Source organism: Micromonospora sp. NPDC005299, assembly GCF_042872345.1.
Classification (GTDB): domain Bacteria; phylum Actinomycetota; class Actinomycetes; order Mycobacteriales; family Micromonosporaceae; genus Micromonospora.
In genome coordinates this window covers 849208-865160 of record NZ_JBIAKG010000001.1, presented here as the reverse complement: position 1 = coordinate 865160, position 15953 = coordinate 849208, and the positions used below count along the sequence as shown (strand labels likewise).

The 15953-nt window shown below is 76.1% G+C and carries 15 protein-coding genes and 2 pseudogenes; 10 read left to right on the top strand and 7 right to left on the bottom strand.

From position 1 onward, the window contains the following. Position 1: 1 nt before the first annotated feature. The 8 genes and pseudogenes from gvpJ (ACFYPD_RS04215) to ACFYPD_RS04180 form a co-directional block, all read left to right on the top strand. Positions 2-190, top strand: a pseudogene (gene gvpJ, locus ACFYPD_RS04215) (gas vesicle protein GvpJ); the annotation flags it as partial. Between the two features lie 208 nt (positions 191-398). Further along, on the top strand, positions 399-1154 hold the full coding sequence (locus tag ACFYPD_RS04210; RefSeq protein WP_387108608.1) for a GvpL/GvpF family gas vesicle protein: 756 nt from the start codon (positions 399-401) through the stop codon (positions 1152-1154). A 3-nt stretch (positions 1155-1157) separates the two neighbouring features. Continuing rightward, positions 1158-1502, top strand: a complete 345-nt coding sequence (locus ACFYPD_RS04205) for a gas vesicle protein GvpG (RefSeq protein WP_387108606.1) — start codon at positions 1158-1160, stop codon at positions 1500-1502. Then, positions 1499-1846: a gas vesicle protein gene (locus ACFYPD_RS04200; protein ID WP_387108603.1), complete on the top strand. Its 348-nt coding sequence runs from the start codon at positions 1499-1501 to the stop codon at positions 1844-1846. Before ACFYPD_RS04205 ends, ACFYPD_RS04200 begins: the two co-directional genes overlap by 4 nt. 1 nt (position 1847) lies before the next feature. Next, positions 1848-2048 (top strand): annotated as a pseudogene (gene gvpJ / locus ACFYPD_RS04195) (gas vesicle protein GvpJ); the annotation flags it as partial. A 160-nt stretch (positions 2049-2208) separates the two neighbouring features. Further along, positions 2209-3009 (top strand): GvpL/GvpF family gas vesicle protein, encoded by an 801-nt coding sequence (locus ACFYPD_RS04190; RefSeq protein WP_387108601.1) that lies wholly within the window; start codon positions 2209-2211, stop codon positions 3007-3009. Then, a complete protein-coding gene (locus ACFYPD_RS04185; protein ID WP_387108599.1) occupies positions 3000-3221 on the top strand; it encodes a gas vesicle protein in 222 nt (73 codons plus the stop codon). Before ACFYPD_RS04190 ends, ACFYPD_RS04185 begins: the two co-directional genes overlap by 10 nt. Next, positions 3218-3571, top strand: a complete 354-nt coding sequence (locus ACFYPD_RS04180; RefSeq protein ID WP_387108596.1) for a gas vesicle protein K — start codon at positions 3218-3220, stop codon at positions 3569-3571. Before ACFYPD_RS04185 ends, ACFYPD_RS04180 begins: the two co-directional genes overlap by 4 nt. Positions 3572-3583: 12 nt before the next feature. Here ACFYPD_RS04180 and ACFYPD_RS04175 read toward each other — a convergent pair whose 3' ends face one another. Genes ACFYPD_RS04175 through ACFYPD_RS04145 form a run of 7 tightly spaced genes read right to left on the bottom strand, consistent with a single transcriptional unit; the run spans position 3584 to position 11816 of the window. Next, positions 3584-5806: an AAA family ATPase gene (locus tag ACFYPD_RS04175; protein WP_387108594.1), complete on the bottom strand. Its 2223-nt coding sequence runs from the start codon at positions 5804-5806 to the stop codon at positions 3584-3586. Positions 5807-5862: 56 nt separating this feature from the next. Continuing rightward, a complete protein-coding gene (locus tag ACFYPD_RS04170; RefSeq protein ID WP_387108591.1) occupies positions 5863-6336 on the bottom strand; it encodes a hypothetical protein in 474 nt (157 codons plus the stop codon). 44 nt (positions 6337-6380) lie between these two features. Continuing rightward, a complete protein-coding gene (locus ACFYPD_RS04165) occupies positions 6381-7133 on the bottom strand; it encodes an ATP/GTP-binding protein (protein WP_387108589.1) in 753 nt (250 codons plus the stop codon). Continuing rightward, the gene (locus ACFYPD_RS04160; RefSeq protein WP_387108586.1) at positions 7111-7560 is read right to left on the bottom strand and encodes a DUF742 domain-containing protein; all 450 of its coding nucleotides are present in this window, start codon (positions 7558-7560) and stop codon (positions 7111-7113) included. The genes ACFYPD_RS04165 and ACFYPD_RS04160 overlap by 23 nt, the downstream gene beginning before the upstream one ends. Next, on the bottom strand, positions 7557-8021 hold the full coding sequence (locus ACFYPD_RS04155) for a roadblock/LC7 domain-containing protein (protein ID WP_387108584.1): 465 nt from the start codon (positions 8019-8021) through the stop codon (positions 7557-7559). Before ACFYPD_RS04155 ends, ACFYPD_RS04160 begins: the two co-directional genes overlap by 4 nt. Further along, positions 8018-10651 carry a nitrate- and nitrite sensing domain-containing protein gene (locus ACFYPD_RS04150; RefSeq protein ID WP_387108581.1) on the bottom strand — a complete coding sequence of 878 codons (2634 nt, stop codon included), beginning with the start codon at positions 10649-10651 and terminating at the stop codon, positions 8018-8020. Before ACFYPD_RS04150 ends, ACFYPD_RS04155 begins: the two co-directional genes overlap by 4 nt. Beyond that, positions 10638-11816 (bottom strand): hypothetical protein, encoded by a 1179-nt coding sequence (locus tag ACFYPD_RS04145; protein ID WP_387108578.1) that lies wholly within the window; start codon positions 11814-11816, stop codon positions 10638-10640. Before ACFYPD_RS04145 ends, ACFYPD_RS04150 begins: the two co-directional genes overlap by 14 nt. Before the next feature lie 376 nt (positions 11817-12192). On the opposite strand from ACFYPD_RS04145, the gene ACFYPD_RS04140 reads away from it, so the two are divergent. Together ACFYPD_RS04140 and ACFYPD_RS04135 are read left to right on the top strand one after the other, a co-directional pair. Further along, positions 12193-15063, top strand: a complete 2871-nt coding sequence (locus tag ACFYPD_RS04140) for an alpha/beta fold hydrolase (RefSeq protein ID WP_387108576.1) — start codon at positions 12193-12195, stop codon at positions 15061-15063. Continuing rightward, a complete protein-coding gene (locus tag ACFYPD_RS04135; protein ID WP_387108573.1) occupies positions 15063-15941 on the top strand; it encodes an ABC transporter permease in 879 nt (292 codons plus the stop codon). The genes ACFYPD_RS04140 and ACFYPD_RS04135 overlap by 1 nt, the downstream gene beginning before the upstream one ends. Positions 15942-15953: the final 12 nt, after the last annotated feature.

Below are 15953 nucleotides of genomic sequence, written 5' to 3'. Positions count from 1 at the left end.
CCTGGAGCGCACCGGCGGCGGCGGCGGCGGCGGGGGCACCCTCGCCGACGTCGTGGAGACCGTGCTGGACAAGGGCGTGGTGATCGATGCCCAGGTGTCGATCGCCGTGGTCGGCATCCAGCTCCTGGAGATCAACGCGCGGATCGTGATCGCCAGCGTCGACACGTACCTGCGGTTCGCCGAGGCGGTCGACCGGCTGAGCATCGTGCCGAAGGGCCAGAAGGGCCTGCCGGACCTGGTCGGTGACGCGGCCGGCGCGGCCACCAAGGGCAAGGCGGTCTCCGGGCTCGGCAAGGCGGCCCAGGAGATCAGCGGCGCGGTGGCCGATTCGATCCGGGACCGCGGCTCCGAGCGGGAGCGGGAGCGGCCGCGCCGGCGGCGGGACGAGGAGCGCTGAAATGGCTCAGGAGAACGGGCTGTTCATCTACGGCATCGTGCCGTCCGACGTGGAGCCGACCCCCGAGGCCGAGGGGGTCGGCTCCCCGCCGGGCGAGGTGACCGCGGTCCGGCACGGCGAGCTGGCCGCCCTGGTCAGTGAGGTCGGGCTGGAGGAGGCGCTGGGCCGGCCGGCCGACCTGACCGCGTACGAGCGGCTGCTGGACGGGACGGCGGTGGTCGCGCCGGTGCTGCCGGTCCGGTTCGGCACGGTGGTGACCGGCGCGGACGCGGTCGAGGACCTGCTCGCCGCGCACCACGACCGGTTCGCCGCCGCCCTCGACGAGCTCGAGGACCGGCTCCAGTACACGGTGCACGGGCGCTTCGACGAGCAGGAGTTCATCAGCGGGTTCCTGGCGGAGAACGCCTCCGCCGCGGCCCTCGCCGACGAGGTGCGCGGCCGGCCGGAGATCGAGAGCCGGGAGCAGCGGATCCGGCTCGGCGAGATGATCAGCCAGGCCGTCGAGCTGCGCCGGGAGGCGGAGAACCGCGACCTCATCGACGCCGTGGGCCGGTACGCGGCGGCGGACGCCCCCCTCCCGCCCAGCCACGAACTGGACGCGGTGCGCGTCTCCTTCCTCGTGGAGGGCGACGCCGAGGACGAGTTCGTCCAGGCGGTGGAGGACTTCGCCGAGCGGCGGCGGGACCTGATCCGGATGCGGCTCATCGGCCCGCTCGCCCCGTACGACTTCGTCAGCGCGCACCAGCTGGTGGAGTGACGCGTGGACATCCTGTGGACGCTGCTGACCCTGCCGTACGCGCCGGTGCGCGGGCTCACCGCGCTGGTCAAGGTGGTGGCGCGGGAGGCGGAGTCGCAGCAGTACAACCCGGTCAACATCCGGCGCGAGCTGGAGGAGCTGGACCGGGCGGCGGCGGCCGGTGACATCACGCCGGAGGAGCGGGACCGGGGACAGCAGCAGGTGCTGGACCGGCTGACCAGGCCGGCCGCCGGCGCCGGCCGCATCCCGCCGGGGCGTAACGGCGCGCCCCGGCGGCCGGCGCCCGACCGGCAGGGGACCGGCGGCCGCCGCGGCGAGCCGCGTCGCGGACGAGGGGGAGGGCGATGACAGCACGGATCCGGGGTGACGGCGACCGCGAGCGGTGGCGGGACCGGGGCGCGCGGGCCGAGGAGCGGTATCTCGGCGAGGACGACGAGGAGGCGGTCAGCGCGGCCGAGGCGGCCCGGGAAGGGCTGCGCCAGATCGTCGCGCTGACCGGCCGGGACCCGCTCGGGATCACCTCGATCCAGCCCACCGACGACGGCTGGCGGGTCGGGGTGGAGGTGGTCGAGGACCACCGCATCCCGGCGTCGACCGACCTGCTCGGCCTCTACGAGGTCGAGCTGGACATGACCGGAAGCCTGCTCGGCTACCGGCGGACGCGCCGCTACCAGCGCGGCAAGGGGGACTGAGATGACCATTGGGCGGGCTCCGTCGGTCGTGCAGAACTCCGGTCAGGTGCTGCCGGCCGGGCACGAGCCGGCGAACCTCGGCGACATCCTGGAACGGGTGCTGGACCGGGGCATCGTGATCGCCGGTGACATCCGGGTCAGCCTGCTCGACATCGAGCTGCTGACGCTGAAGCTGCGGCTGGTCATCGCCTCGGTGGACACCGCACGGCAGATCGGCATCGACTGGTGGGAGCACGACCCGTGGCTCAGCTCGCGGGCCCGGCCGCCGGTCGAGCCGGGCCCGCGCGACCCGGAGGAGGTCGAGGCGTCCCGCCGGCCGCGGGTGGCGGCCCGGGCCGAGCAGGCCGCGACGGAGGACTGGCATGACCACGAACTCTGACCCGACCCGGGACACCGGGACTGCCGTCTGGCTGCACGGGGTGGTCGCCGGGACGGCCACGCCCGCCGGGCTCCCGGGCATCGCCGGCACGCCGGTCCGGGCGGTGGCCGCCGCCGGCCTCGTCGCCGTGGTCAGCGACGCCCCGCTCAGCGAGTACGGCGAGGCCGCGCTGCGCCGCAACCTGGAGGACCTGGCCTGGTTGGAGCGGGCCGCCCGAGCTCACCACGCCGTGGTGGACGCGCTGTCCCGGTCCGGCGCGGTGGTGCCGGCCCGGCTCGCCACCGTCCACCGCGACGACGACCGGGTGGCCCGGGTGCTGGTCGAGCGGCACGACGAGCTGGCCGGCACGCTGGCCCGACTCGCCGGCCGCGCGGAGTGGGGCGTCAAGGGGTACGTGGTGCCCGGCGCGACCCCACGGGTCGAGGAACCCGCAGACGGGGGCGGGGCCGGCGCGGCCTACCTGCGGCGGCGCCGGGCCCAGCTCACCGCCCGGGAGGAGGGGCAGCGGGTCGCCGCCGACGGGGCCGCCGCCGTGCACGCCGCCCTCGCCGGGTACGCGGTCGCCGCCCGGCGGCACGCCCCGCAGGACCGGCGGCTCTCCGGCGCGCCCACCGCCATGGTGCTCAACGGGGCGTACCTGGTCGACCGCGACCGCTGGGACGGCTTCGCCGGGCTGGCCCGGGAGCTGGCGGAGCAGCACCCGGAGCTGCGGCTGGAGCTGACCGGCCCCTGGCCGCCGTACTCCTTCGTGGCGGAACCGGAGGCGGAGCCGGCATGGGCGTGACCGCGCTGGCGCCGAGCAGCGCCGACGACCCGCTGACCTACCGGCCGGTGGCCCTGGTCGACCTCCTCGACCGGGTGCTCGCCACCGGCGTGGTGATCACCGGGGACATCACCCTGGCCATCGCGGACATCGACCTGGTCCGCATCTCGCTGCGCGCGCTCATCGCCTCGGTCGGCGCGCTCGCCCCGCCCGAACCGGAGGCCGCGCCGTGACCGGCCGCGACGAGGCGGCCGAGCTGGCGGCGGCGCTGGGCGAGCCGCGGTGGACGGCACCCCGGGTCCGGCCGCTGGACCGGCGGCTCGCCGTGGACCAGGACTCGGTCGAGCGCGGGCTGGCCAGCCTGGTGCTCACCGTGATCGAGCTGCTCCGGCAGCTCATGGAACGGCAGGCGCTGCGCCGGGTCGACCTGGGCGACCTGACCGACGAGCAGGTCGAGCGGATCGGCACCACCCTGATGGCGCTGGAGGAGCAGATGACCCAGCTCCGCGAGTACTTCGGCCTCGCCCCCGAGGACCTGAACCTCGACCTCGGCCCGCTCGGCCCCTTGCTGCCCACCGACTGAACCGCTCCCCGCTCACCGGCGCGTGGCCGCGTAGCCCTCCAGGCGGGCGAGCTGGACCGGGTCCAGCGAGGGGCGGACGCGGGTGCGGGCCGCCTCGACGTGCGCGGCGGTGACCGTGCTGGCCGCCAGCGACTCCCGCATTGCGGCGAGGGCCGCCTCCCGGATCAGCGCGGCGCAGTCGGCTGCGGAGAAGCCGTCCAGCGCCGTGCCGAGCGCGGTCAGGTCCACGTCGGGCGCGAGCGGGACGTGCCGGGCGGACGCGTGGAGGATCTCGGCACGGGCCGGGCCGTCCGGCGGCGGGACGTACACCAGGCGTTCCAGCCGGCCGGGGCGGAGCAGCGCCGGGTCGACCAGCTCGGGGCGGTTCGTCGCGCCGACCACCACCACGTTGCGCAGCGCCTCCACCCCGTCCAGTTCGGTGAGCAGGGCGGCGACCACCCGGTCGGTGGTGCCCCCGTAGCTGGCCTGGCCGCGGACCGGGGCGAGGGCGTCCACCTCGTCGAGGAAGACGAGCGTGGGCGCCGCCTCGCGGGCCCGGCGGAACAGCTCGCGGACCGCGCGTTCGCTCTCACCGACCCACTTGGAGAGCAGCTCCGCGCCCTTCACCGACAGCACGTTGGCCCGGCCCGAGCCGGCCAGCGCGGTGACCAGGTAGGTCTTGCCGCAGCCGGGCGGCCCGTAGAGCAGCACCCCGCGCGGCGGCGTCACGCCCAACCGGGCGAAGGTGTCCGGGTAGGTCAGCGGCCAGAGCACCGACTCGGTCAACGTCTGCTTGACCTCGTGCAGGCCACCGACGTCGTCGAGGGTCACCGAGGCCAGCTCCAGGGTGGACGCGGCCATCGTGGTCGGCCGGACCACCTCCAGGGCGGCGGCGAAGTCGGCCATCGCCACGGTCGGCGTCTCCGCCGCCTTCTGCCGCAGCGCGGCCCGCACCCCGGCCTCCCGGACCAGCGCGGCCAGGTCGGCGGCGACGAACCCCGGCGTACGGGCGGCCACCTCGTCCAGCCGGACGTCGTCGGCCAGCGGCACCTGACGGGTGAGCACGGTCAGCTGCTCCCGGCGCAGCGCCGCGTCGGGCAGCGGCACGGTGATCCGCAGCGAGAGCAGGTCCGGGGCGCGCAGCGCCGGGTCCACCGCCTCGGGGCGCCCGGTCGTGCAGACCACCGCCGCCCCCGCCTGGACCGTCTCGGCGACCACCTGCCGGAACACCGTGGCCAGCGGGCCGGGCTCGTCGGCCGGGGCGACCGCCTCCACGTCGGTGACCAGCAGCACGGCCGGGCCGTTGGCGCGGACCGCCGCGGCGGCCTCGCGCAGCCGGCGGGCGGCGGCGTCGTTATTCAGCGCGGCCAGTTCCGGGCCCCACAGCGGACGGACCCGGGCGCGGACCCGGGCGGCGACCGCGCGGACCAGCGCCGACTTGCCCGAGCCGGCCGGGCCGCCGACGAGCACGCCGAGCGAAACCGTGGTGCCGAGCCGGCCCAGCACCTCCCGGTGGTGGAAGCCCAGGTCGAGCAGTTCGGTCAGCTCCTCGGCCTGGGCCCGCAGCCCGGGCAGCTCGTCCACGTCGGGAGCGTCCTCGGGACCGAGCAGGCCGTCGGCCGGCGCGGGTGCGGCCGGGGCCGCCGGGCCCGTTCCGCCGGCCGGGCCGGAGCCGCGGGTGGCCGCGCCGTGCTCCCAGCCGACCACGGTGTCCATGGTGACCAGCGCGCCGGTCGCCGGCTCGGCCGCCACCACGGTGAGCAGGGTGCTGGTCCAGGCGTACCCGACGGTGGTGGCCAGGCTGCGGCGGGCGGCCTCGACCAGGCCGCGGAGCGCGGCATCGGGGAGCACGTCCTGGGGCAGCAGCGAGACGTCGTCCCCGGCGGTGACCACCTTGCCGAGCAGGGCGAGCCGGAGCATCTCCGGGGAGACCGCGGCGACGACGCCGACCGGGCCGGCGAGGGTGAGCCGACGCGCCGGGGCCGCCGGCAGCGGGCTCACCGTGACCTGCCCGCCGTCGCGCAGGCCCAGGTTGCCCAGCAGCAGGTCGTCGGCGTAGAGCAGGACGCTGCTCGCGGTCGGGTCGGCCGGCGCGGCGATGCCGGCGGTCACCCGGCGGCCGGCCAGCCGCACCGGGTCGCCGGGGCGCAGCGCCAGCGCCGTCAGCACCTCGGGGTGCAGGCGGACGACGCCGCGCCGGGCGTCCAGCGCCGCCGGCCGCAGGATCGCGGTCAGGGTCAGGTCGGGTTCCGCCACCCGCCCGACAGTAGCCGCCGACACCCCGTCGTGCCGGCGGGCCCGGTCGGTGCGCGTCAGAGCGGGCCGGTGTCCTCCAGCAGTGAGGGATCACGCCGGATCATCTCGGCCAGCCGGGCCGCCGGGTCGGTGACCATCCCGTCCTGCCCGGGGGCCGGCACCGTCTTCACCGACATCGGCCAGGCCGGCGGGGGCGTCGGCGCGGGCGCCCCGCCGACCGTCACCTCCGGGCCGGACCAGGCGACCCGCAGCGGGTACGCCTGCCCGCCCAGTTCCACCCGCACGACCACGGCCAGCCCGGGGTGCTCGGCCACCACCCGGCGGACCGCCTCGGCCACCTCCTCGACCGGGTCCCGCCGCTGCGGCCGGTCGCCCCCACGCAACCGGTACGCGCCGTGCCCCGCCCGCCCGTCCACCGGCCCGTCGCGCTCGGCCTCCTCGTCGTGCTCGCCGGGCAGCGGCGCCCGGCGGCGCAGGGCCTCCTCGCGCCGGGCCAGCCGGGCCAGGGTCTCGTCCAGATCACCTCTCATCACGTCCACCCCTTCCGTGATTACGGGTCGAACCGACGGCCGGTTCAGGCCCCCTTCTCCCGGGTCGCCCGGTCCAGCGCCCGGTCCAGGACTACCAGCAGCGCGTCCCGTACGGAGAGCCGGTCCCGGGCGTCGAACTGCACCAGCGGCACGTGGTCGCCGATCGCCAGCGCCCAGCGGATCGAGGGCAGGTCGAGGGCCAGCCGGCCGTCGAAGGCGTTCACCCCCACCGCGAACGGCAGCCCGGCCCGCTCGAAGAAGTCGATCGCCGGATAGCAGTCGTCGAGCCGGGCGCTGTCCACCACCACGAGCGCGCCGAGCGCGCCCCGGGCCAGGTCCTCCCACATGAACCCGAAGCGGGCCTGGCCGGGCGTGCCGAAGAGGTAGAGCTTGAGACTGCGGTCGATGGTGACGCAGCCGAAGTCCATGGCCACCGTGGTGGTGGTCTTGTCCGAGACCGCGCCCGGGTCGTCGACGCCGATCCCGGCGCTGGTCATCTCCGCCTCGGTGGTCAGCGGGGCGATCTCGGAGATCGCGCCCACCGTGGTGGTCTTGCCCACCCCGAAGCCACCGGCGATGAGGATCTTCACCGGGATCGGTGGGCGCGGCGCGGGCACCCGGCTGACCGTGGGGGCGGCCACCTCGGGCGGCCGGTACGGCGGCGGCGGAGCCGGAGTGGTGGCCCGCCCGGCCGGCGGGGCGGCGGTGGCCGGGGCGGCGTAGCGGGTGGCCGCGCTGTTCGCGGCGGGACCGCCCGCGGCGGCAGCCGGCCATTCAGGAGATCGCACGGAGTCCATCAATCACTCGCAGGATGAGGTCGGGGTCGAGGGCGTCGCCGGCGTCCGCGAGATGCACGTCGAGGTGACCGGCGGCGCGGAGGTCGCCGACGAGCACCCGGGTCACGCCGAAGTGCATCCGCGCCCGGGCGGAGATCTCCGCGACCGAGATCGGTTCGGCGCAGAGCGCCACGATCGTCGCCAGTTCCGGGGCCAGCCGGGCGATCACCGCCCACGAGCCGCTCTCCGGCCGGGCGGTCACCTGGGTCTCCAGGCCGATCGCCGGATCGCCGTCCACCCGGCCGGCGGTCAGCACGAACGGACGCGGGCCGGTCGGCTCCCCGTCGCCCGTGTCCGGCCCCGGGTCGGGGGAGGGCGCGCGCAGGAAGGGGCGGACCCGGGTGCAGGGCTCCGGCTCCGGATCCTCGCCGGCCGCCTCCGGGGTCATTGCTGGACGGCGTTCTTCAGTTCGGCGATCAACCGGGGGCTCAGGGCGCCGCCGGCCCGGCCGGCGAAGAGCGTCATCTCGTACGCCACGGTGCCCAGGTTGGCCGAGCGGTCGGCGACCACGCCGAGCACCGAGCCGCTGCTGATCGCGCTGATCAACAGGTAGCCCTCGGCCATGTCCACGATCACCCGGTTCAACCCGCCGAGGGCGTACCAACTGGCCGCGCCCCCGGCGAGGCTGGTCATGCCGGAGACGACCGCGGCCAGCCGCTCCGCGTTGGACCGGTCCTTGATGGCGGACATGGCCATCAGCAGCCCGTCCGAGGAGACGGCGATGGCCTCCATCACCCCGGCGGTGCTGGAGGTGAACGAGTCGAGCAGCCAGTTGAAGGTGCGCGCCTCGGGGCTGAGGCCGCCCGTGGTGGTCTGGTCGGCGTTGTCGTGCAGGAACGGGCTCGTCACCGTGATGCGTCCTCTTCGTAGCGGTCTGGACTGACTTCGCGCAGAGCACGGGCGACGCCCGCCTCGAAATCGGTGATGAGGTCCCGGACCTCGGCCGGGTCCCCCGGCGGCGGGCTGGCCGGTGGGACGGTCCGCACCGGGGACACGGCCAGGTTCGCCCCGGGCACCCGCTGGCTGAGCCGGGGCCGGCCGGGGGTGGGCACGGCCGGGGCGGCGTCGTTCTCGGCCCGGCGCACGCCGTCCTGGAACGCCTCGACCAGCGCCCGGACCGTGGCCGGGTCGGTGGTGGCGGCGGTGACCGGCCCCGCCACCGGTCCGGCGGGCGGCAGGTTCGCCCCGGGCACCCGCTGCCGGATCAGCGGCCCCGTCCAGGCCGGCCCGTCGGGCGGGGGCGCGAGGGCCGGATCGGCGGGCGGGAGGCCGGTCGCCGGCCCGGCGGCCGGGGGAGCGGCCGGTGCCGGGCCGACGACCGGGGTCGGCGCATCCGGGGTGCCGGGACCGGGAGTGGCCGGCGCCGGAGTGGGGGGCGCCACGATGGGCGGCCAGGCGCTCGGCGGCCCGCCGGTGGACGTGTCGGGGTCGGCGGACGTGCCGCGGTCGGCGGCCGGGTTGCCGAAGGCGTTCCAGGACTCCCCGGCCTCAAGGCTGCGGGAGGCCCGGCTCAGCAGCGCCGCGTCGAAGCCGGTCGGCTCGTCGACGGCCGGGGTCCGGGCGGACTCGGGCAGCGCTCGCCGCTCCCGCGACGGCACGGCAGCCCGCGCCACGGCCGCGCCGGCCCGCTCGGGACGGCGGACCACCAGCAGGGCGGCCGGGATGTCCAGGTGGGCGGTCACCCCGCCACCGGCGGTCGCGGCCAGCCGGACGCTCCATCCGTGCCGGCGGGCCAGCCGGCCCACCACGAACAGCCCGAGCACCTCGGTCGGCGCCAGGTCGAGCCGCTCCCGGCGGGTGAGCCGCGCGTTCTCCGCGGCGAGGCGCTCCTCGGTCATGCCGATGCCCCGGTCCACCACGGTGAGCCGGGCGCCGCCGCCGGTCTGTTCCGCGGCCACCAGCACCCGGGTGTGCGGCGGGGAGAAGGCGGTGGCGTTCTCCATCAGTTCGGCCAGCGCGAGCACCAGATCGCCGGCGGTCGCGGGCCCCGCCGACACCCCGGGCGGGACCTGCACGTCCACCCGGGTGTAGTCCTCGATCTCACCGAGCGCCAGCCGGACCAGGTCGGCCAGCGGGACCGGCGCGACGTGCCCGTCCGACCCGGTCGCGCCGGAGAGCACCACCAGGCTGCCGGCGTTGCGGCGCAGCCGGCTGGAGATGTGGTCGAGGCGGTACAGGTGCTCCAGCCGCCCCGGATCGGTCTCCTGCCGCTCCAGCCGGTCGATCAGGGCGATCTGCCGGCCGACCAGGTTCTGCGTACGCCGGCCGACGTGGCCGAACATCTGCGCCACGTTGCGACGGCCGGCCACCTGCCGCTCGACCAGCCGGGCGGCGGTGCGCTGCACCCGTTCGAACGCCCGGGCCAGGTCGCCGATCTCGTCCCGGGCCCCGATGTCGATCGGGTCGAGGCGGACCGGTGGGACGGTCTCGGCCTCGTCGTCGACCACCCGGGTCAGCTCCGCCTCGGCGACCCGGGCGACCCGGTCCGCGGAGCGGGTGAGCCGGGTCAGCGGCCGGGCCACCGTCCGGGCCACCGCCATGCCGAGCAGCACCACGGTCAGCAGGATCAGGGCGGCCGCCGCGCTGACCAGCCAGGCGGCGGCGAGCGCGTCCCGCTGCTCGCTCCGGGTCTCGGCGATGACGTCCGCGACGATCTTCTTCTCCACGAACTGGCCGAGGGTGATCATCGAGCGGACCGAGGGGAACAGCGCGTCGATCGGCACCGCCGCGATCGCCGCCACCGGGTCCTTGACGCTGTCGACCAGGAAGGTGGGGCTGGTCCGCGCGGCCACCGCCGCGTCGTCCAGCATGGCCAACCGGTACTGCTCCGGCGTGATCAGGCTGCGGAACCGCTGGTTGTCCACCAGGAGGGCGGCCATGCAGGCGATGTACGAGCCCGCCACCTTCGGGTCGCCCGTCGTCTTGACCAGCACGATCAGCGTGGCGCAGGCGCCCAGCCCTTCGTCGGCGCGGAGCAGCGCGTCCAGCGCCAGCACCTGCCGGCCGGCCGAGGTGCCGGTGTCCACCTGGAACGGCAGCCGCAGCGCCTCGATCAGCGCCATGTCGACCGTGCGGAACGCCGTCATGATCTCGTCCGGCGTGGCCTTGCCGGCGAGCACGGCGGTACGCAGGTCGGCCAGCGTGCGTACCCCGTCGAGGGCCGCCCGGACCGGCGCCGGCAGCGACTCGGCCCGCAGGTCGGCGACCCGGTCGTCGACGGTGGCGGATTTCTGGATCAGCTCGGTGCGGGTCACCCGGCCGAGCAGCAATCCCACCGAGAGCAGCCGTTCCTGCTGGAGGTCCTGCACGAGGCTGCCGATGCGGCTGGCCACCCGGACGGTGTCGGCGGTGTCGGCGGCCCGCTGGGCGGCGGCGATCCGGTCGAGGACCACCGGCACGGCCAGCCCGACCATGCTGAGCAGCGGGATGATCACCAGCAGGGCGAGCCGGCCCCGGATCCGGAGCCTATTGAGCAGCATCGAACGGCCTCCACCGCTCGGGGTCGCCGGCCCGTCCGCCGCCGACCGGCAGGAGTTCGCCGTCTCCCGGGAACACCGGCGGGTCCGGGCGGATCGCGGCCGGCGGCCGGCCGGCCTCGGCAGGCTCGCGGTCCGCCTCGGCGGCCCGGCGGCGGGCGCGTCGCAGCGCGGAGAGCAGCACTCCGGCCAGCGCGGCGAGCAGCACCCCGGCCACCGCCACGGCACCCCGGGCCAGCCAGCGGTCCCGGTCGAGGCGGTCGAGCCGCTCCGCCAGCAGCGCGTCGAGCTGGTCGAGGATGACCTGCCGGAGCTGGGCGGCGGCGGACTGCGCCCCGCGCCGCGCGGCGCCGAGCTGGACCGGGTCGGGACCGGCCGCCCCGGCGGGCGCCGAGAACGCGGCGAGCGCCTCCACCGAGCGCTGGTAGGTGTCCAGCGGGGTGAGCACGGTCGGGCCGAGGTCGGTGCTCTCCGAGCTGTCCACGGCGGCCCGCAGGTCGTCCACCAGGTCGGTGGCGGGCCCGAGCGCGGCGACCCGGAGTTCGGCCAGCTCGGCGACGGTTTTCGGGCGGTCCGCCGCGGGCCGGTTCTGGGCGAGGGCGGCCACGTCGGCGAGGCGACCGGCGGCGACCATGGCCGCGGGCAGGTCCGCGCCGATGGCGTCCTGCACGAAGAACGAGTCGGAGCGCGGGTCGCGGACCAGGCCGGAGGCCTCCCGGACCTTCCGGTGCAGGGCCAGGAGCAGGTCGGTGACCTCGGCGTACGCCTGGAAGGCCGCCTCCGGGTCGGCGAGCCCGCGCTCCGGCAGCGCCTCCAGCTTGGCCCGTACGCCCGCCCAGCGTTCCCGCGTGCGGAGCCGGTCGCCGACCTCGCCGTCCACCTGCGCCGCCTGCTCGACGGCGGCGGTGAGCGCCGCCCGGGAGACCGGCCGGCCGGCGACCGCCGTGCTCTGCGCGTCGGTCAGCGCGTCGGTGACCGGCCCGAGCGCGCGCAGGTAGCGGACGCCGAGCCGCTCCCGGGCGGCCAGGTCGCGGTCGTCGCCGGTGTGCCCGTCGGTCTGGGCGAAGAGCAGCCCCAGCGGGGCCAGCAGCGCCATCACGAGCAGCAGGGGCAGGGTGCGGCCCGGCACGGAGTGCCGCCGGCGGACCCGCGGCGCGGGGACGGTCATGGTCTGTCTCCTCCGGCGACGGCGGGGGACGGTCCGGAGCCGGGGGTCGCCGTTCACGCAGTCCCGTGCACCGGACCGGAAAAGTAATCGAACCGGGCGCGGGTGGGAGCGTGGTCCGCGAGTCGGCTTCACGTCACTTTCGGTCCCGTCACGTGTGGTGGGCCTGGCACCTACGGAGCGTCCGATATGGCCGGGGGGAAGGTGGCATCGGCGGCATTTGCGAGCGTAGATGTGAATTCACGGAATCAGAATTCATCCCGCTGGGACGCTCTGGACCTTCCGCGGTCGACGGGACCCGGACAACGAACGGTGCAACCGGACGGACGTACGGCGGATCTCAGGGAATGCTCAGCCGGCGGCCCGTACCGTGTGCCGCATGAGATCACCGCTGCCCGTCGCGCGGGTCCGGCGTGCCCTGGCCCGCCGCCCTCGCCGGCTCGTCGCCGCGGTGGTGGTGGTCGTCCTGGTCGCCGCCGCCCTGGTCTGGGCGGCCCGCCCGGACCGACCCGGCTTCCGCACCGAGTCGGCCCTGGTGACCGTCCGCTCCGGACCGGCCGGCGACCAGCCGGTCGACCTGGACACCACGCTCTACCTGCCCGGCGACGCCTCGGCCCGGCACCGGGTCCCGGCGGTGCTGCTGGCCCACGGTTTCGGCGGCACCAAGGAGTCGGTCCGCTCCGACGCGGAGGACCTGGCCGCCCGGGGGTACGCGGTGCTCACCTGGACCGCCCGCGGCTTCGGCCGCAGCGGTGGCGAGATCCACCTGGACAGCCCCGACTACGAGGTGCGGGACGCCGAGCGCCTGCTGGACCGGCTCGCCGCCCGCCCGGACATCCGCCTCGACGCGGCCGGCGATCCCCGGGTCGGGGTGGTCGGCGGCTCGTACGGCGGCGGCCTGGCCCTGCTGCTGGCCGCGCAGGACCGCCGGGTCGACGCGATCGTCCCGATGATCACCTGGAACGACCTGTCCCGCGCCTTCCTGCCGGAGAGCACCGGCAAGGCGCCCACCGAGGGCGTGTTCAAGAAGGGCTGGGCCGGCATCTTCTTCGGCGGCGGCGGCAACGCCGGCTCCGGCCCGGCCGGTCTCTCCGGCACCACGGCGGCCCAGCCGGAGGGTGCGCCGGCCTCGGCCGGCGCGGCCAGCCCGCAGCCCGGCTCCGGTCCGGGCACCGGCCCGGGTCGCGCCCAGGCCGGCGCCGCCGACCCGTCCTGCGGCCGGTTCGCCGCCGATGTCTGCGCCGCGTACCTGCGGATCGCCACCACCGGGCGGGCCGACGGCCCGGCGGTCGAGTTGCTGCGCCGCTCCTCCCCGGCCGGCGCGCTCGACCGGATCACGGCACCCACCCTGCTGGTGCAGGGCGAGGCGGACACCCTGTTCCCGCTCACCGAGGCCGACGCCAACGCCCGCGGCATCGCCGCCAGCGGCACCCCGGTGCGGGTCGCCTGGTTCACCGGCGGCCACGACGGCGGCGCCGGCCCGACCTCCGACTCCGACCGGGTGAAGTTCCTGACCGCGCAGTGGCTCGACCACTACGTCAAGGGCGAGGGGGAGGCCCCCGGCGACAGCTTCACCTTCTCCCGGATCGCCGGGTTCGACGCGCTCGACCGGGGGCTGGTGGCCACCGGCTACCGCACCGCCGACTACCCGGGCGTGACCGGGCAGGGCCACCGCGAGGTGACGCTGGCCGGGCCGGCCCAACCCATCGCCAACCCGCCCAACGGCAACCCGGCGGCGATCTCGTCGGTGCCGTTCGCCGGGGCGCTCGGCTCGCTGCTGGACGGGGTGGCCGGCGACATCCCCGGCCAGCACGCCCGGTTCGAGTCCGCGCCGCTGGCCGACCCGGTCGACGTGGTCGGCGCGCCGACCGTGCGGATCCGGGCCGCCAGCGCGACCGGCGAGGCGGTGCTCTTCGTCAAGCTCTACGACGTCGACCCGCAGGGGGCGGCCACCCTGCCGGACGGCCTGGTCGCGCCGGTCCGGCTGACCGGCCTGCCGCGGACCGTCGAGGAGGCCCGGCCGGTCACGGTCACCCTGCCGGCGATCGTCCGCCGGATCGAGGCCGGCCACCGGCTGCGCGTCGTGGTGGCCACCTCCGACCAGGCGTACGCCACCCCGGCCGAGCCGGCCGTGCACACGGTGGCGCTCGGTGACGGCCCGCTGGTGCTGCCCACGGTCGACGCCACGCCCATCCCCACCACCGCCACGGTCTGGCGCTGGGTGCTGGCCGGCCTGCTCGCCGCGATCGCGGTCGGGCTCGTCGTGGTCGTCCTGGTCGCCCGCCGCCGGCACCGCCGCCAGGACAGCTCCGTCCACCCGACGTACGCGGGCGTCCCCCTCGCGGTCCGCAACCTGCGCAAGGAGTACGCGGACGGCTTCGTCGCCGTCTCCGACGTGGACTTCGAGGTGCACCCCGGCCAGGTGGTCGGCCTGCTCGGGCCGAACGGCGCCGGCAAGACCACCACGCTGCGGGTGCTCATAGGGCTGACCCAGCCCACCGCCGGCGAGATCTACGTCTTCGGGCACCGGCTGGTGCCCGGCTCGCCGGTGCTGTCCCGCATCGGCGCGCTGGTCGAGGGGCCGGGATTCCTGCCGCACCTGTCCGGGATCGAGAACCTGCGGGCGTACTGGCGGGCAACCGGCCGGCCGTGGGCGGACGCGCACTTCGACGAGGCGCTGGAGATCGCCGGGCTGGGCGACTCGGTGCACCGGCGGACGAAGAACTACAGCCACGGCATGCGCCAGCGGCTCGCCATCGCGCAGGCCATGCTGGGCCTGCCCGAACTGCTGGTGCTCGACGAGCCGACGGACGGGCTCGACCCGCCGCAGATCGCCGAGATGCGCCGGGTGCTCCAGCGCTACGCCACCGACGGCCGGGCGGTGCTGGTCTCCAGCCACCTGCTGGCCGAGGTGGAGCAGACCTGCACCCACGCGGTGGTGGTGAACAAGGGGCGGATCGTGGCGTCCGGCCCGGTCGAGGAGATCGTCGGCGAATCGCCGAGCGTGCTGTTCGAGGTGAGCGACCCGGACGCGGCGCGCGGCGTGCTCGACCGGCTGGCCGGGGTGCGGGTGCTGCCCGACGGCGACGGTGGGCTGGTGGTGGACACCAACGGCACCGCCCGCAGCGAGGTGGTGGCCGAGCTGGTCCGGGCCGGCATCGGAGTGGACCGGGTGGTGCCCCGGCGGCGCCTGGAGGACGCGTTCCTCGCCCTGGTCGGCGAGAACTCTCGGGGAAGCGGGGACCGGTGATGGCGCAGTCGTCTTCCGTGGGACCGGTCGGGGCGGCAACCGGTTACCGGCCGTCGGCCACCCTGCCGTTCCTGGCCGAGTTCCGGCGGCAGGCATCGCGGCGGCGTACCCAGCTCGCGCTCGGGTTCATGGTGCTGCTGCCGCTGATCATCCTGGTGGCGTTCCAGTTCGACTCGGGCGGTGACGACGACAACGGGCGGGGCGAGTTCGCCAGCCTGGTCGACCTGGCCACCTCGGGCGGGCTGAACTTCACCCTCTTCTCGATCTTCGTGTCGTCGTCCTTCCTGCTGGTCGTCGTGGTGGCGCTGTTCTGCGGTGACACGGTGGCCAGCGAGGCGAGCTGGGGCAGCCTGCGCTACCTGCTGGCCGTCCCGGTGCCGCGGGCCCGGCTGCTGACGGTGAAGCTGGTGGTCGCGCTCGTCTACTCGGCGCTGGCGCTGGTGCTGCTCGCCGGCACCGCGCTGCTCGCGGGCACCCTCCGGTACGGCTGGTCGCCGCTGCGCAGCCAGGTCGCCGCCGAGTTGGCCCCGGCCGAGGGTCTGGTCCGCCTGCTGGGCGTGCTCGGCTACCTGGCGGTCGTCCTGCTGGTGGTGGCCGGCCTGGCGTTTCTGCTCTCGGTGACCACGGACGCCGCGCTCGGCGCGGTCGGCGGTGCGGTGCTGCTCTGGATCCTCTCCAGCATCCTCGACCAGATCACCGCGCTGGGCGGGCTGCGCGCGTTCCTGCCCACCCACTACAGCAGCGCGTGGCTGGGTCTGCTCTCCACCCCGGTGCAAACCGACGACGTGGTGCGCGGGGCCATCTCGGCGATCGCCTACGCGACCCTGTTCTGGGGGCTGGCCTTCTGGCGGTTCACCCGCAAGGACATCACGAGCTGAGCCGGCGGGATA

Bases quoted from the DNA above. Each gene is read 5' to 3' on its own strand.
- ACFYPD_RS04170 (WP_387108591.1), bottom strand. From the start codon at position 6,336: ATGAGAGGTGATCTGGACGAGACCCTGGCCCGGCTGGCCCGGCGCGAG.
- ACFYPD_RS04165 (WP_387108589.1), bottom strand. From the start codon at position 7,133: ATGGACTCCGTGCGATCTCCTGAATGGCCGGCTGCCGCCGCGGGCGGT.
- ACFYPD_RS04160 (WP_387108586.1), bottom strand. From the start codon at position 7,560: ATGACCCCGGAGGCGGCCGGCGAGGATCCGGAGCCGGAGCCCTGCACC.
- ACFYPD_RS04200 (WP_387108603.1), top strand. From the start codon at position 1,499: ATGACAGCACGGATCCGGGGTGACGGCGACCGCGAGCGGTGGCGGGAC.
- ACFYPD_RS04150 (WP_387108581.1), bottom strand. From the start codon at position 10,651: ATGCTGCTCAATAGGCTCCGGATCCGGGGCCGGCTCGCCCTGCTGGTG.
- ACFYPD_RS04140 (WP_387108576.1), top strand. From the start codon at position 12,193: ATGAGATCACCGCTGCCCGTCGCGCGGGTCCGGCGTGCCCTGGCCCGC.
- ACFYPD_RS04210 (WP_387108608.1), top strand. From the start codon at position 399: ATGGCTCAGGAGAACGGGCTGTTCATCTACGGCATCGTGCCGTCCGAC.
- ACFYPD_RS04190 (WP_387108601.1), top strand. From the start codon at position 2,209: ATGACCACGAACTCTGACCCGACCCGGGACACCGGGACTGCCGTCTGG.
- ACFYPD_RS04185 (WP_387108599.1), top strand. From the start codon at position 3,000: ATGGGCGTGACCGCGCTGGCGCCGAGCAGCGCCGACGACCCGCTGACC.
- ACFYPD_RS04145 (WP_387108578.1), bottom strand. From the start codon at position 11,816: ATGACCGTCCCCGCGCCGCGGGTCCGCCGGCGGCACTCCGTGCCGGGC.
- ACFYPD_RS04135 (WP_387108573.1), top strand. From the start codon at position 15,063: ATGGCGCAGTCGTCTTCCGTGGGACCGGTCGGGGCGGCAACCGGTTAC.